Origin of the sequence: Pseudomonas sp. PA-6-3C, from assembly GCF_021605825.1 — a bacterium.
Classification (GTDB): domain Bacteria; phylum Pseudomonadota; class Gammaproteobacteria; order Pseudomonadales; family Pseudomonadaceae; genus Aquipseudomonas; species Aquipseudomonas edaphica.
Genome location: NZ_WKDV01000013.1, coordinates 82,306 through 95,575 on the forward strand (window position 1 = coordinate 82,306; position 13,270 = coordinate 95,575).

The 13,270-nt window shown below is 61.3% G+C and carries 16 protein-coding genes; 2 read left to right on the forward strand and 14 right to left on the reverse strand.

Features of this window, described 5'->3' with window-relative positions; all coding sequences use genetic code 11:
- Positions 1 to 10: 10 nt before the first annotated feature.
- The gene (locus GIW48_RS11410) at positions 11 to 1,252 is read right to left on the reverse strand and encodes a D-amino acid dehydrogenase (protein ID WP_236460526.1); all 1,242 of its coding nucleotides are present in this window, start codon (positions 1,250 to 1,252) and stop codon (positions 11 to 13) included.
- Between the two features lie 108 nt (positions 1,253 to 1,360).
- Here GIW48_RS11410 and GIW48_RS11415 point away from each other — a divergent pair, with 108 nt between their 5' ends.
- A complete protein-coding gene (locus GIW48_RS11415) occupies positions 1,361 to 2,263 on the forward strand; it encodes a LysR family transcriptional regulator (protein WP_236460525.1) in 903 nt (300 codons plus the stop codon).
- Between the two features lie 90 nt (positions 2,264 to 2,353).
- On the opposite strand, the gene trhA is transcribed toward GIW48_RS11415, so the two are convergent.
- Positions 2,354 to 2,971: a PAQR family membrane homeostasis protein TrhA gene (gene trhA / locus GIW48_RS11420; protein ID WP_017139425.1), complete on the reverse strand. Its 618-nt coding sequence runs from the start codon at positions 2,969 to 2,971 to the stop codon at positions 2,354 to 2,356.
- A 351-nt stretch (positions 2,972 to 3,322) separates the two neighbouring features.
- Here trhA and GIW48_RS11425 point away from each other — a divergent pair, with 351 nt between their 5' ends.
- Positions 3,323 to 4,237, forward strand: a complete 915-nt coding sequence (locus GIW48_RS11425) for a LysR family transcriptional regulator (protein WP_017139426.1) — start codon at positions 3,323 to 3,325, stop codon at positions 4,235 to 4,237.
- A gap of 137 nt (positions 4,238 to 4,374) precedes the next feature.
- Here GIW48_RS11425 and madM read toward each other — a convergent pair whose 3' ends face one another.
- The 12 genes from madM to GIW48_RS11485 all read right to left on the reverse strand — a co-directional run bounded on the left by madM (position 4,375) and on the right by GIW48_RS11485 (position 13,109).
- Positions 4,375 to 5,139 (reverse strand): malonate transporter subunit MadM, encoded by a 765-nt coding sequence (gene madM, locus GIW48_RS11430; RefSeq protein ID WP_026013868.1) that lies wholly within the window; start codon positions 5,137 to 5,139, stop codon positions 4,375 to 4,377.
- A 5-nt stretch (positions 5,140 to 5,144) separates the two neighbouring features.
- The gene (madL, locus tag GIW48_RS11435; RefSeq protein ID WP_017139428.1) at positions 5,145 to 5,537 is read right to left on the reverse strand and encodes a malonate transporter subunit MadL; all 393 of its coding nucleotides are present in this window, start codon (positions 5,535 to 5,537) and stop codon (positions 5,145 to 5,147) included.
- Positions 5,538 to 5,604: 67 nt separating this feature from the next.
- Positions 5,605 to 6,504, reverse strand: a complete 900-nt coding sequence (gene mdcH / locus GIW48_RS11440) for a malonate decarboxylase subunit epsilon (protein WP_177033851.1) — start codon at positions 6,502 to 6,504, stop codon at positions 5,605 to 5,607.
- Entirely contained in the window at positions 6,501 to 7,097 is a 597-nt protein-coding gene (locus tag GIW48_RS11445) for a malonate decarboxylase holo-ACP synthase (RefSeq protein ID WP_177033850.1), read from the reverse strand. The genes mdcH and GIW48_RS11445 overlap by 4 nt, the downstream gene beginning before the upstream one ends.
- The gene (gene mdcE / locus GIW48_RS11450) at positions 7,091 to 7,861 is read right to left on the reverse strand and encodes a biotin-independent malonate decarboxylase subunit gamma (RefSeq protein ID WP_236460523.1); all 771 of its coding nucleotides are present in this window, start codon (positions 7,859 to 7,861) and stop codon (positions 7,091 to 7,093) included. Before mdcE ends, GIW48_RS11445 begins: the two co-directional genes overlap by 7 nt.
- Positions 7,858 to 8,700, reverse strand: coding sequence for a biotin-independent malonate decarboxylase subunit beta (locus GIW48_RS11455; RefSeq protein WP_236460522.1), 843 nt, complete (start codon positions 8,698 to 8,700; stop codon positions 7,858 to 7,860). The genes mdcE and GIW48_RS11455 overlap by 4 nt, the downstream gene beginning before the upstream one ends.
- Complete coding sequence (locus tag GIW48_RS11460) at positions 8,693 to 8,992, reverse strand: malonate decarboxylase subunit delta (protein WP_017139433.1); 300 nt, start codon at positions 8,990 to 8,992, stop codon at positions 8,693 to 8,695. Before GIW48_RS11460 ends, GIW48_RS11455 begins: the two co-directional genes overlap by 8 nt.
- Positions 8,992 to 9,825, reverse strand: coding sequence for a triphosphoribosyl-dephospho-CoA synthase (locus tag GIW48_RS11465; protein WP_099550345.1), 834 nt, complete (start codon positions 9,823 to 9,825; stop codon positions 8,992 to 8,994). Before GIW48_RS11465 ends, GIW48_RS11460 begins: the two co-directional genes overlap by 1 nt.
- A complete protein-coding gene (gene mdcA, locus GIW48_RS11470; RefSeq protein WP_170036813.1) occupies positions 9,826 to 11,496 on the reverse strand; it encodes a malonate decarboxylase subunit alpha in 1,671 nt (556 codons plus the stop codon). It lies immediately after the preceding gene.
- Positions 11,497 to 11,772: 276 nt separating this feature from the next.
- The gene (locus GIW48_RS11475; RefSeq protein ID WP_110620276.1) at positions 11,773 to 12,003 is read right to left on the reverse strand and encodes a DUF6124 family protein; all 231 of its coding nucleotides are present in this window, start codon (positions 12,001 to 12,003) and stop codon (positions 11,773 to 11,775) included.
- Positions 12,004 to 12,328: 325 nt separating this feature from the next.
- Complete coding sequence (locus GIW48_RS11480; protein ID WP_219269838.1) at positions 12,329 to 12,748, reverse strand: hypothetical protein; 420 nt, start codon at positions 12,746 to 12,748, stop codon at positions 12,329 to 12,331.
- On the reverse strand, positions 12,726 to 13,109 hold the full coding sequence (locus GIW48_RS11485; RefSeq protein WP_236460521.1) for a polymorphic toxin type 44 domain-containing protein: 384 nt from the start codon (positions 13,107 to 13,109) through the stop codon (positions 12,726 to 12,728). Before GIW48_RS11485 ends, GIW48_RS11480 begins: the two co-directional genes overlap by 23 nt.
- Between the last annotated feature and the right edge of the window lie 161 nt (positions 13,110 to 13,270).

Genomic DNA, 13,270 nt, shown 5'->3' on the forward strand with positions numbered 1-13,270 from the left:
ATGAATCCAATTATGCAGCGCGGGGCGTGAGGCCCTGCATATCAATGGAAGGCGCGTGCTCGCTGATCAGTTCGGCCAGCAATTGCCCGCTGCCGCAGGCCAGGGTAAAACCCAGGGCACCGTGGCCCAGGTTCAACCACAGGTTTCGATAGGCGCTGGCGCCGATCAGCGGCACGCCGGTGGGCGTTGCCGGGCGCATGCCGGCCCATTCGACCGCGTGGGTGTAATCGCCGGCCGTTGGGAATGTCTCCATGGCCTGGCGTTTCATCAGCGCCAGACGCTTGGGCTCAAGGCCTGCATCAAAGCCGACGATATCCACCATGGCCGCGACCCGCAGTTGCTCGCCGATGCGCGCATACAAGATCTTGCGGTCATAGTCGGTGACACTCACGTTCGGCGCCTGGTGATGCGCGCCAATCGGCACGTTCAGGCTGTAGCCCTTGAGCGGATACAGTGGCAATGACAACCCTGGCAAACCCAATTGCGCGCTGCGATGCCCGGCCGCCAGCACCAGTTGATCCACCGCCATCACCTCGTCACCCAACTCGATGGCCTGCACCGCGCCGTCGGCGTGGCGTATGCGAGTAACCTCGCGGCCCAGCAAAAACCTGCAGCGCCCCGAGGCTTCGAGCCGGGCCGCCAGCCGTTGGCAGAAGGCGTGACAGTCAGCCACCTCCTCGTTCGGCGTGTAGATGCCACCGAGAAAGTCGGCGCCCATTAACGCTGGCTCCAAGTGTGCGCAATCGGCCACGGACAACACTTGCTGCTGCACGTTATTGCTGACCTTGCTGCGCGCATGCTCAAAGGAGACGGCGTTACGAAACGTCACCAGTTTGCCGTTGCGGCGCCAATCGAAGCCCTCCAGGCGATCGCCTTCGCGCCATTGCTCCAGCGTGGCCTGGCTCAAGGACGCCAGGCGCAGCAGGTGCGCGGCATTGCGCGTGTTCACCGAGCCACGGCAGGCGCCGATAAAGGCCGCCATCCAGCGCCATTGCTGCGGGTCGAGACGCGGGCGCAGCTTCAGCGGCGAATCACCGCGCAGCAACCAGCCGATGGCTTGCAGCGGCACACCTTTGTCGGCCAACGGCGCGACATAGCGGTAGGACAGTTGCCCGCCATTGGCGAAACTGGTCTCGCTGCCGAGGCTGTCCCGCGTGTCGATCACTGTCACCTCATGGCCTGCACGCACCAGGGCATAGGCGCTTGCCAAGCCGATAACGCCACCACCGATGATGCAAACCCGCTTGGCCATTGCTGCCACCCGCTATTGAATTGACTGGCACCAAGCCTAGGGCCAGGTGACAGGTCGCCGACAATGAATAAAGATGGGTCATCTATAAACAAAGGTTATGGACTTGCCATGCGCCTGCGTCATATCGAAATCTTCCAGGCCATCCGCCAGACCGGCTCCGTCAGCGCCGCCGCGCAGCTGTTGCACGTCTCGCAACCGGCGGTAACCAAGGTGCTGCAGCACGCCGAGTTGCAGCTGGGCTTTGCGCTGTTTTTACGGGTGCGCGGCAAACTGCAGCCCACACCGGAAGCGCTGGCGCTGGAAAGCGAAGTCGAGAAAGTCACCGAAAGCCTGCAAGGCGTGCGGCGCCTGGCCAAGAGCTTGCGCCGCAAGCCGGGCCAAAGTGTGCGTATTGGTGCGATTCCGGCACTGGCCCTGTCGTTGCTGCCGCCGGCCATTCTGGAATGGAAGCGCGACTACCCGGACATTGCCTGTGAGCTGTCCAGCGACCACAGCCGCGAGCTGGTGCAGAAGCTGTTGATGCGTGAGATTGACCTGGCTCTGACGCTGAACTTCTCCGGCCATCCGGGGCTGACCACGCAGGTGCTGGCCAATGGCGTGTTGGTGGCGCTGGCGTCAAAGGGTTATTGGTCGGATGCCGAGCTGAGCAAGCCCCTGCCATTGGCGGACCTGGCGGGTGCGCCGTTGATTGGCCTGTCGAGTGCCGACCCGTTGGCCGCCAAGCTCGACAGCTACCTGGAAAACGTCGACCCACCGCCACGGGTGAGCATTGCCGTACAGACCTATTCCCTGGCCCGGGCGATGGTGGAGTCAGGTGCCGGGTTGACGGTGATCGACCCGTTTACCGCCCTCGGCGCGTCAACGGCGACCACCTGCATTCGCCCGCTCACGCCGCCGTTGCCGATCACCCTGTACGCCCTCACCCGCGCGGATGAGCCGCCGCCGCATATGTTGGCGAACCTGTTGGACATTTTCGGCAACCGAGCGCGAGAGCTGCTGGAACGCTTGTAATGTGGGAGCTGGCTTGCCTGCGATAGCGGTATTGAATGTGCCGACGCTATCGCAGGCAAGCCAGCTCCCACAAAAGCCAGCTCCCACAGGTCAGAGCACGTAGTGCATGATCGCCACAAAGTGCAGCAAACTGCCGCCGATCACAAACAAATGCCAGATCCCATGGGAATGCCGCAGGCGATCCTCCAGGGCAAAAAAGATGATGCCGACGGTGTACAACACCCCGCCCGACGCCAGCCAGATAAACCCCGCCGTGCCCAGCGCGGCAATCAGTGGCTTGACCGCCACCAGCACAATCCAGCCCATCACCGCATAGATCACAATCGAAAGAATCCGCGCCTCGGAACGCGGCTTGATCTCCTGCAAAATGCCGATCACCGCCAGCCCCCACACGATTCCAAACAGCGTCCAACCCCACGGCCCGCGCAGCGTCACCAGGCAAAAGGGGGTGTAGCTGCCGGCAATCAGCAGGTAGATCGAAAAGTGATCAACCTTCTGCATGATCTCTTTTCGCCGCCCCTGCACGCTGTGGTACACGGTGGACGCGCTGTACAGCACCAGCAGGGTAAAACCATAAATCGCCACGCTGACGATCTTCCAGGGGCTGCCGTCCAGGCTCGCCACCACCAACATCCACACTGCGCCGACAAACGCGGCGACCGCCCCGGCCAAATGGCTCCAGGCGTTGAATCGTTCCCCGTGATACATGTGTCACTCACCTCGAATAACCGTTACCACATGGTTGTGCCAGGACCATTGTGACGCTACCGGCACTGTTACAGGTAACACGCATTTCTGCCTTTGCCCAACGACCCCGTGCCGATGGATCACTCACTGAGTCCTGTGGGAGCTAGCTTGCCTGCTCCCACATACGGCAATCTCCATGGCCCGGCCCCAATATCGCCACCTGCATGGCTTGCCGGGTGCGATTGTGACCGTGCGCGGGCTGTACCTGTTCCCTTCGGTACACCCGCCTGGTGCTGGGCCTGTGCAGCGCATCGCTGGGAGTGAACGGGTTTTAGGGGCACAATCGACAGCATTCGAACCCGAGCCACGGCCATGCTGATCGACGAAGAGTTCACCCTCAAGAAACTGGAAATCTTCCTGGCGTTCATGCGCACCGGCAACCTGGCCCGCGCCGCTGCCGAGCTGCAAACCAGCAACGTCAGCGTGCACCGCGCTATTCACTCGCTGGAAAATGCGCTGCGCTGCCCGTTGTTCAAACACGAAGGGCGCAACCTCACGCCGCTGGAAAGTGCCTACGTGCTCGAAGAACGCGCGCAGAAACTGGTCGCCGATGTGGTCGACAGCGTGCGCCTGACCCGCGAAGCCGCCGGGTTTTCCGCCGAGCGCTTCAAGCTGGGCTCGCTGTATTCGCTGACGGTCAAAACCGTGCCGCAATTGATCATGGGCCTTAAAATCAGGCGCAGCGAACTCAATATCGACCTGATCCTGGGTTCCAACTTTGACTTGCTCTACAAACTCAAGAACATGGAAGTCGACGCGATCCTCATCTCCCTCGATGACCACGCCAACGACCCCGACTGCGAACAGATCGCGCTGTTTTCCGACGACATCTTCCTCGCCACTCCAGCCGATTCACCCTTCGACCGTGAGCAGCAAATCGACTTGGCGGATGTGCGCGACGCTACTTTCATTACCCTCACCCAAGGCTTCGCCACCCATCAGGACGGCAATCGGGTGTTCAAGCAGGCGGGCTTTGAGCCGAAGGTGGCGATGCAGGTCAATGACATTTTCACGCTGCTGAGCATGGTCAGTTCAGGCGTGGGTTATGCGTTGCTGCCAGGGCGGATTGCAGCGGTGTATGAGAACCGCGTGAAGCTCATACCGCTGCAACCGCGGTATCGGTTGCAGCAGCATATTGGCGTGGTGTTTTTGAAGGCCAAGGAGCGTGATCCGAACTTGCTGGCGTTGCTGGCGGAGTGTCGGATGTATGCCAACCGCCAAACCTGACACCGATCGTTCCCACGCTCTGCGTGGTAATGCAGCCCTGGACGCTCCGCGTCTGCTCTTAAAGGCGTGACGCGGAGCGTCACATGAGGCATTCCCACGCGGAGCGTGGGAACGATCATTGATGAGGCCGGCTCAGGTCAGCCCACCAACCCGCGCATCAGCAAAAACAGCAACGACGGTCCCAGCAGACAGCCCAGCGCCGTGTAAAACGCCGCCGTCAGGCAACCATATGGCACCAGCTTCGGATCGGTCGCTGCCAAACCACCGGCCACGCCGCTGGACGTGCCCATCAGCCCGCCGAAAATCACCGCACTGCGTGGGTTATTCAGCCCGATTAACGGCGCTACAAACGGCGTCATCACCATCACCAGAATGGCCTTGATCAACCCTGCGGCAATCGACAGCGCCATGACCTCGGAGCTGGCACCAATCGCCGCGCCCGTCACCGGGCCAACGATGTAGGTCACGGCGCCCGCACCAATAGTGGTGAGGCTTACGGCATCGGTATAACCAAACGCCAGCGCCACTCCAACGCCAGCCACGAACGAGGAACCCACGCCGACAAACAGCGCCAGCACGCCCACATAACCGGCGCGCTTGAGTTCATCCACACTCACGCCAAACGCCGTGGCAACAATGGCAAAGTCCCGCAGCATCGCGCCGCCCAGCAAGCCGATGCCCGACAGCAACGGAATATCCACAACACCCTTGGCGCCGCCGGTAAACGCGCCGCCCACATACGACAGCACCAGCCCGAGCAAAATGGCGATGGCCGAACCGTGCAGCCGGCCTTTGGTGAAGGTGTCGGAGATCCAATAGGACACCCACATGGTCAAGCCGATCACGGCAAAACCACTGATCAGGCCGTAGCCGGTGATCACTTTCATCATGGATTCGTACATGGCGATCACCCGGCTTCTTTAGTGGGAACAACCGCAACAGGCTTGCGGTTGCCGATGCGCACTAACACCGGTACCAGGGCAAAACCCAGCACTACAGCGAGCGTGCCGGCCAGAATCGCCATCGGCCCGCCCTTGATTGCGCCGTACACGTTTTGTTGGGCCGCCATCGCTACCACAATAGGGATATACACCGCCGCCCAGAAGCTCACGCCCTGCTCCGACTTGCCGGTAAACAGCCCACGTTTACTGAGGTAACTGCCCAGGCCGATCAACAGCAACATGGCGATACCCACCCCGCCGACGTTGGCCGGAATACCCATCCACTTGCCCAGCAACTCACCGATAAACAGGCCGATCAACGTACACAGCGCCAGAAACGCCACACCGTAAATAATCATTGTTGTTGTCCTCGAAGTGCTTCATCGAAATTGTTGTTTTTGTGCTTCGAAAGCCTTGGGTGGTGCTTTATCGGTGGCGGCGCTCCTCCTCTTGCAGCAGGGCCTGCAAGGTGTCCAGGCGTGCGCCTTCATAGGCGATTACGCTGCCTTGCTCGAAGACACGGCGGGACAGGCCGGTGAGTACCGCGCCAGGCGGCAATTCGATTTGCAGGCGCACACCACGCTCGTAGGCGCTTTGCACGGTGCCGCGCCAGTCGACGATGCGGCACATGTTGAAAGCCAGGTCGTCGCGCAGTTGCTCGGGGTTGTGGATCGGCCGCGCGCGGGTGCTGCTCAGGTAGGTGATGCGCGGCGCCTTGAGCGTTACAAACGCCTGCGCCAATGCCTCGGCGGGTTCGTTCAGCAGCACGCAATGGGATGGCACGCTCACGGCCAGGCGCTTGGCCACGCCGTTGCCTTTGATCCGTTGCGCGACACGCTGCATGGCTTCGTCACTGCCGGCGATGACGGTCTGGTTGTCGGCGTTGATGTTGGCCAGGTACACCGGGGTTTGCGGGCTGTGGATTTCAGCCAGCAGCGTTTCGACTGTGGATAACTGCGGGCCGAGAATCGCGGTCATGCCAAAGCCTTGTGGATAAGCGTTTTGCATCAGTTCGCCGCGCAGGCTCACCAGCTTTACCGCATCGGCAAACTCCAGCGCACCAGCGATGACGGCTGCCGGGTAGGCGCCGATGGACAGGCCCGCCACGTAATCAGGCGTGCGTTGCAATTGGCGGGCGTGGGCCACACCGGTGATCAACAGGCAGAGTTGCACGGCACGCGTGCTGGCCAGGGCTTGGGCCGAATCGAGCAGGCTTGCGTCTTCGCCCAGTGCATCACTGGCTTCTTCCAGGACGTGGGCAGGCAACCCTTGCAGCATGCCCGTGCGCTGGGCGCCCTGCCCTGGAAATACCAGAAGGCTGCTCATGCCACGGCCTGCCAGGGATCGAGTACAAGGTGCGCGCCGTGGGTGGTTTTAAGCAGCACCCGGGGTGATTCGCCAGCCCATTCACGCAAGGCGACAGCGCCAAACGGGGTTTGCAGTTGCAGGTCGACAGCGCATTCGGCCGAGTCCAACAACGCCAACAGATTGCGTGCGGCGTTGCGCTCAAATGGCTCGGGTGCGCACAGCATCAAATCCAGATCGCTTTGGGCATGCAGTGCTTCAATGCCGCTGGCCAGCTCGAACCCTGCACTGCCGGTGACGCCCCAGTCCTGCTGCGCCAGCACTGGGCGCAGTTGATCAAGCGCGCGCAATGCCGGTAGATCCCGCGACGAGACCACACTGCGCAAATCTTGCGGCGTCACGCGTCGTTGCACTGCCACAAGGGGCATCAGCGCCGCAAAGCGCTGCTCACGCAAGCGCCCGCGCACACCCACAGCCACGTCACCCGGCTCGACCGTGGCGCGACGCACCACCACCGGGTGACCGGCGCTGATCACCTCCAGCACCCAGGCCGGCGCATCAGCGGGCAGATGCGCCGGGGTCATGCCCCAGAGCAAGTCGTGGGCGTTCACCATTGCTCCCGCAGCAGTTGGCGTACGTGGCTTGAGGCGGCGCGATTGCTCGCACCGAGGCGCCCTTTCAGATCCGGGCTGTGGATATCTTCAATGGCCTGCAACAGGCAATCGCTGACCTGCGCTACGTCGCCCGCCGTGGGCTGTTCAATCTGGCTGACCGACAGGGTTTCCGAGAGCAAACCCAGGCTGGCATAGCTGTCAATGTCATAGGCCATGGGCGGCACGCTGGCGGCCAGGACCTCGAGTTCTTCAACACTGCGCAAGGTCACCCGCGCCGCCGAGGCCTTGCCCATGGCGTGCACCATCACGCCAGGGTCACGCAGGGCGATCATGCGGTTAGCCTGATAACCGTGAGCAAGGAATGCACCGGACATGGCTTTGCCCACCAGCAGCGCAATCACCGGGTGCCCGGCCAAGCGAGCACGGGCATAGCTGTCGGCGGCGGCGGCCAGGGCCTGATGGATGCCGAGGGCTTCTTCGCGACGACCATAGGCTTGGCTCGGCACATCGACGATAGCGATGATGGGGCGTTTGTCGCCCTTCTCGATGGCTTCGTCGACAGCCTTGGCAAGACCCCAGCCCTCCAGTAAACCGACTTCGCCGTTGCGCGCACGCGGGAAACGATTTTGCGCATCGGTGACCACGGCAATAAAGCGCACGGCCTGTTCACCCACTACGCCGTCTGCAACCTTCAATGAGTCGGGCAACCCTTCGACAGGCGTTGCGCCGGAGCTCAATGCGTTGAACCACTGCAAGCCTCTCATGGACGTTCTCCTTGATACAGGTCGCACACCGTCGCGGGATCTATTTGCGGCGCAGCGTCCAGCTCAGTGAGGCGCGCCAGGTAGAAATCGATCTGACGGCTACGCTGTTGCTCGGGCAAACCCTGTTGCAGCAAGGCGCTGACGGTCTGTTGGATCTGCGCCACATCGTCGGCCACATAACGGTCGGCCAGGCCGCTGTTAAAACGCTGCTCGCCGCCGGTAAGGCTCCAGATAAACGGCCGGTCGCGGGAGTCGTACTCTTCCAGCCCCGCTTCCTGCTCGATCACTTGCGGGCCATTCAAGCCCAGGCGTGCTTCGCGGGTGACCACCAGATAACTGCACAACCCGGCGGCGATGGACATGCCACCAAAACAGCCGACGCTGCCCGCCACCACGCCGACTACCGGCTGGTACTGGCGCAGGTCGACAATCGCCGCATGGATATCGGCAATCGCAGCCAAACCGAGGTTGGCTTCCTGCAAGCGCACGCCGCCGGTTTCCAGCAGCAGCACGGCACGGGTCGGAACACCGTTGCGGTTGTCTTCAGCCGCCAGTTCGAGGGCACCGGCGATTTTTGCGCCGCCCACTTCACCGAGGCTACCGCCCTGGAAATTGCCTTCAATGGCAGCAATCACCACCGGCAACCCGGCGATGCTGCCTTTAGCGATCACCACGCCGTCATCCGCTTGCGGCACCACGCCTTGGCGGCTGAGCCAGGGCGACATCACGCGTTGGAACGGGTCGATCAGTTCGCGGTAAGTGCCGCTGTCCAGCAACGCCTTGGCTCGCTGCCGCGCACCGAGTTCGACGAAGCTGTGCTTGTTGAGTAAATCAGTCATGGCCGATCTCCTCGAAACCCTGTTCCAGGCGCAAACGCACCACGCCGGGGGTGGCGCCGAAGTCGTGAATATCAATCTTCAAAGCCGGTGGCGTCTGCTCCTGGAAGATCCGTTCGAACAGATGCTGCCAGCGTTGCTCGGCGCCATTCACGGAGGTCTGCACTTGAATGGTCAGCGTGCCGGGCGTGCCCGGTTCCAGCAACACTTCCAGGTCGCCGGAGCCGACGCAACCCACCAGCGCACGGCCTTTGGGCGGCTGCCCGGCGGGGAATTCAAAGGATAAGGTTTCCATCACAACGCTCCGTCGAGGCGGTCGATAAACAGGCAGGCGGCCAACAGGTCGGCGGCGCCGCCGGGGGAGGCATTCAGGGCCAGGAGTTGCTGGTCAAGGTCGTGCAGTTGGCGGCGCCCGGCGAGGCTTGCGCTACCGCCAGCGTCCAGCACCGCCTGGGCGCCGCGTTGCATGGCGCGCAGGCCTTCGGTGCCGGCTCGGTAGAGCACGCAGGTGTCGGCCAGGTCGGTCATGATCGCGAGCAAGGCGTCCAGGCGCGCATTCTGTTCACCGGCGTTTTGCCGGCGGCTTTTGTGCAACTGCGGCAGGCCGCGTTGCACCACGGCAGGGAAGCCCAATTGCGCTTCTTCACGGGCACCGCGTGCGCCGTAGCGTTGCGCGACTTGCGCGCCATGGCTCAGCGGTTGCGGGGCGTAGCGGTCAGTGAGCAAGGCCAGTTTGGCGGCGGTGAGCGTGACAGCGCGTGGCTCCAGAGCCGCTGCGGCAGTGAGCAAACCGAGGGCCCAGATCGCGCCGCGATGGGTATTCACGCCTTGGGTGGTGGCGAGCATGGCTTGCTCACCTTCGCGCCCGATACGCCCGAGGGCTTCGCGCAAGGGCAAACCCACTTCACCGAACTCAAGCGCCGCTTCGGCCATTTCCTTGAACATCGGCCACAACGACAGCGCCGAGGCGTGCATCAGGCCCAGGTGCAAATCGCTATGGGCGCCATTGCCGCGACGGTCTACCAATGCGGGTTTGGGTGACAGGTCAGCCTCATCAATCAAGGCATCCACAGCCATATCCGCCAGGCGATCGGCGAGGCTCAGTTCATGCAGTTTGAGGGCGCGCATTTACCAGCTCCTGAACTTGGCGGGCGGGTTATACAGGCCACCGGACCAGTCCACCAGGTCAGCCACGCTCTTCGCTGCCAACAGCTCGCGGGTGGCGTCGGTGCGGCGAATCCCCAAGTCTTCGGGCAAGGCGATCAAGCCTTCGCGGCGCATGCGCGCAGTGTCCTTGGGGTTGTGGCGCATGCCGATGGCGGTGACGCCTGCAACGGCGGCGATCATCGCCTGGCGCTCTTCCAGCGAGCGTGCCTTATACAAATAGGCGATGCCTTCTTCGGTGAGCAGGTGAGTGACGTCGTCGCCGTAGATCATGATCGGCGCCAGCGGCATGCCGCTTTTGCGCGCGACTTCCACGGCGTCGAGGGTTTCGACGAAGGTGGGTTTGCCACCTTCCTGGAAGGTCTCGACCATTTGCACCACGAGCTTTTTGCCGCGTTCCAGCAAGGCCTCCGGCGCGTCGTCGTGGCGCATATCGAGCCAGGCAGGCGTACCGTGACGGCGGCCGCGTGGGTCGTGGCCCATGTTCGGCGCGCCACCAAAACCAGCGAGACGGCCACGGGTCACGGTGCTGGAATGCCCGTCGCCATCCACTTGCAGCGTGGCGCCGATAAACAGGTCCACCGCGTATTGGCCAGCCAGTTGGCAGAACATCCGGTTGGAGCGCATCGAGCCGTCGCGGCCGGTGAAGAACACATCCGGGCGGGCGGCGATGTAGTTTTCCATGCCCAGTTCGGTGCCGAAGCAATGCACGCTTTCCACCCAGCCGCTTTCAATCGCGGGGATCAGGGTTGGGTGCGGGTTGAGGGTCCAGTTGCGGCAGATCTTGCCCTTGAGGCCCAGGGACTCACCGTAGGTCGGCAGGATCAACTCAATGGCGGCGGTGTTGAAACCAATGCCGTGGTTGAGCGACTGCACATTGTGTTTTTCGTAGATGCCACGGATCGCCATCATCGCCATCAGCACATGCACCGGCTTGATATGACGCGGGTCGCGGGTAAACAGCGGTTCGATGTAGAACGGCTTGTCGGCCACCACCACAAAATCCACCCAGCTCGCCGGGATGTCGACACGGGGCAAGTCAGTGACATCGTCGACCAACTGGTTGACCTGCACGATGACGATGCCATCGCTGAACGCAGCGGGTTCGATCAGCGCCGGAGTGTCTTCGGTACTGGCGCCGGTGTAGATATTGCCGGCGCGGTCGGCCATGAAACCGGCCGAAAGCACCACGTTGGGGATCAGGTCAACCACCAGCCGTGCGTAGAGTTCGATGTAGGTGTGGATCGCGCCGATTTCCAGCAGGCCATCTTCGAGCAACTGGCTGATGCGCAGGGACTGGGTGCCGGCGAAGGAGAAATCCAGCTTGCGCGCGATGCCCTTTTCAAACAGGTCCAGGTGCTCGGAACGGCCGACACTGGGCATGATCATGTGCAAATCGTGGAGCTTGGTCGGGTCGGCCTTGGCCAGTGAGCGCGAGAGAAAATCGGCTTGCTTCTGGTTATTGCCCTCCAGCACCACCCGGTCACCGGGAAGGATCAGCGCTTCCAACGCCTCGACGATTTTGTCACTGGGCAACACTGCCCCGTCTGCGTACTTTTTGACCAGCCCGAGCCGCCGCTGCTTCTCGTCGCGCCGCCGCGTCCAGCGCGAATCGGGGGTGATGGTTGTTGTCATGGTCGCTCCACGGGGTTTGCTGTCGTGGGCTGTACCTTAGGAGTGAATGTGGGGGGCATCAATCAAGCCCGGCGGTGGATCGTTACGGCTGGAGTAACGGAACATCAGTGAATGCTGGATTCAAGCCAAATGAAAATCAAAGGTGGGAGCTGGCTTGCCTGCGATAGCGGTGGGTCAGCAATGAAGTTGTGGGCTGACAGTCCGCTATCGCAGGCAAGCCAGCTCCCACATGTGTTCGGTGGTGTGTGTTAGATAGCGGTTCCAATCAGGGACCGCTTAAGCAGGGCTGACTTGTTCCAGTGCTCTATCGACCAACAGTTGACTCAGCTCTGCCATTTGCTGGATCGCCAACATGCTCGCACGCTGGGCCGGGTCCAGGTCGAAGGCCAAGTTGCAGGTCAGTGCGTTGAGGGAGCACAGGGTTTCACTGGCGTTGGCCAGCAGAGCTTCGGTGTTTTGGTGGGGGTTTACGGTGAAGAGGGGCGGATTTGGGGTAGGTTTGATCATGATGAAGCTCCTAAACAGTTAGTAAGGAGCACCACCGTTCGCTTGCACGCGAATGAGGGTGGCGACCGTGCGCAGGTGTGCAAGACCGGGCCTGTTTAGGACACCCAGCAGGTCCGAAGACCTCCTGCGCGCAGCCGCCATAAAGCAGCAAGCACAAAAAACGCCCGTGGTTGGCTGGGCGTTTGTACGCCTAAACAGTTTCGTCGGACTTGCACGTCCGTGTCACCGTTTTTCGATGACGGGACGAAGACTAGCCGCCATGACTACCCACAACAAGTTCATGCACAGCTCGAAATCTTGCAGGAAAATTCCGAAGGCTGCCTCCTCAAAGCGCCATCACCACCTTGACCGACCCCAAGCCTTCCAGGGCAAAGCTGTGGTACTCGTAGACCTCTCCTTGAATATGAAGAAGTAGAGCGCTTCCCTCATCACTCACCTGAACATCAGGTTTCTTTGTTTTCAGAAAAGGATGAGCAGACACCAATGCAGCGAGTATTTCCTTATCACTCCCCAAATCCTCATGGACGAAGTACCTATAGGAAAAACCCACCGTCGCTCCACCCTGACCGTCTCGAGCACCATAGATGGAGGTACCGTTGCCCAAGGAATGCTTCAACACCACTTCATCCAGATCCGGTGTTCCGGCAGACATGATCCAACTGGCGCCGATATAGAGAAGGCAGACGATGAGCAGGCAATTGCGCAGTAACGGTCCGAGGCGTTTAGTGGCCTTGGGAAATTGCATATTCAATCCCTCTTCTTATCCAATATTGGTCCCGTGGATCATCACCAAAAGGCTCACAGCCCCACCATGTATCGAAATCCGGGAGTGTCGTTTTTGCAACGGTTTGCGCCACGCCGGCAGCCCGCAGCAACACATGCTCGGGAATGCCCAACACCGTACCCGTAGCACCGTAATTGAAGTTACCAAACGCTTCGTACTCGCTCCCTCTCTTCTTGTAGTTCCAAGGTCCGGCTGCCCGAACCTGAGAGTAAAACCATGAGTAGGCGAATGCCGAGCCGGGTTTTAGGTGGGTGCGTTTACATCGAGAAATCGCCATGTTTTCAAAAATTGAAACACCCGGCGGCATTAGCGGAACAGCCATTTGCGGATCCTTGCTGGCAGTGAGGAGCTCAGAAACTAGCCACTCCCCTCAGGCCTGAAAACCCGCTTAATCCAAATGCAGAACTGACCTACAGCAACTCCATCCCATTCCGACATGTGAGCGGTCAATCCGCATCATTAGCAGATCCGAAACGGCGAAAA